This is a genomic window from Phormidium sp. CCY1219 (genome assembly GCF_035615515.1).
Lineage (GTDB): Bacteria > Cyanobacteriota > Cyanobacteriia > Cyanobacteriales > Laspinemataceae > CCY1219.
Window position 1 is genome coordinate 1 of the sequence record NZ_JAJENT010000850.1, and the last position, 1,046, is coordinate 1,046.

Consider the following 1,046-nt stretch of genomic DNA (forward strand, 5'->3'; position numbering starts at 1 on the left):
GGTTTGAGGTCTTCGGGGAAGTCCACCGCGACGGTGCCGCTGAGGAAAATTGCCGCGTCTGGGAATTGCGATCGCAATTTTTCCAATCGTTCCTCGATTGGTTCATCGTCAAAGGCGATCGCTTCAATCTGAATCTGATTTTCTTCCCCTTTATCAAACTTGATTGAATCAATAATAATTTGTCCGCTCGTTCCAGTGCGATAAATATCTCCAGATAGGCTTAAAATAAATTCCCCGCCCTCTTGTCCAAGTGTCCAATATTTTCCATCCATGCGATCGCGTGTTTGCGCGTGTACGCCTTCAATTTGTGCATATACAATGTGTGTACTGGCAAACTGGTTATATTGGGAAAATACCGCATCTTTAATCCCAATCTGAGTTCCAGCAAATTGCACCAAATTTGTTCCTTGGATAGAAAAGGGTTGCGAAATCAATAAAAACGATGCAATCGATACTGCAATCGCCAGTATCCACATCTCGCCAATTCCACCCGTTTTTAATCTTTTCTTATCCCAGCTTGACCCGCTATAGCACCACACCGGATTAGGCCAAAATATTTGTGCGCCCTTCACTGTGAAGGTGTCGCTAACGATTGAAACGAACATCCCCAACCACAACGCTAACCATTCCGAATTAGATAACTTTAGCCACTGGCACGGCCACCACCAAGCAACTGCAACGGCTGCAATCGCAACAAAGGAATGAGTCGCGCTTCTGTGCGGAAACCGTTTTTCTAACTGGCTTGAAATCGGATAGCAAATTTGACCGATTAGACTGGTTGTAGTATCGATATCTGGAAGTTGAGACCCTACGATTGCCAGACCTAAAACCATTGGATCTGAACTGGACAAAAGAACCGGAACGATAGCAGAACTTAGTGCCGCATGAGTGATAGACATCATAATAAATACTTCATTTAAAATAAGTTTACAAGAATTTATCACTGACCTAAACGTTTTCGGGCGCCTTTAATTTGACCCAATTGGCGAAGGCTCATAAGGATCATAAAAGCCAAACCTCCAAACACCTGAATATCCTTTTGGTTG

At 43.7% G+C, this 1,046-nt stretch carries 1 protein-coding gene; it reads right to left on the bottom strand.

From position 1 onward, the window contains the following. Positions 1-902 (bottom strand): metal-dependent hydrolase (locus LKK83_RS27035; protein WP_324634583.1); only part of this gene is annotated, 902 nt, incomplete at its 3' end. Positions 903-1,046: the final 144 nt, after the last annotated feature.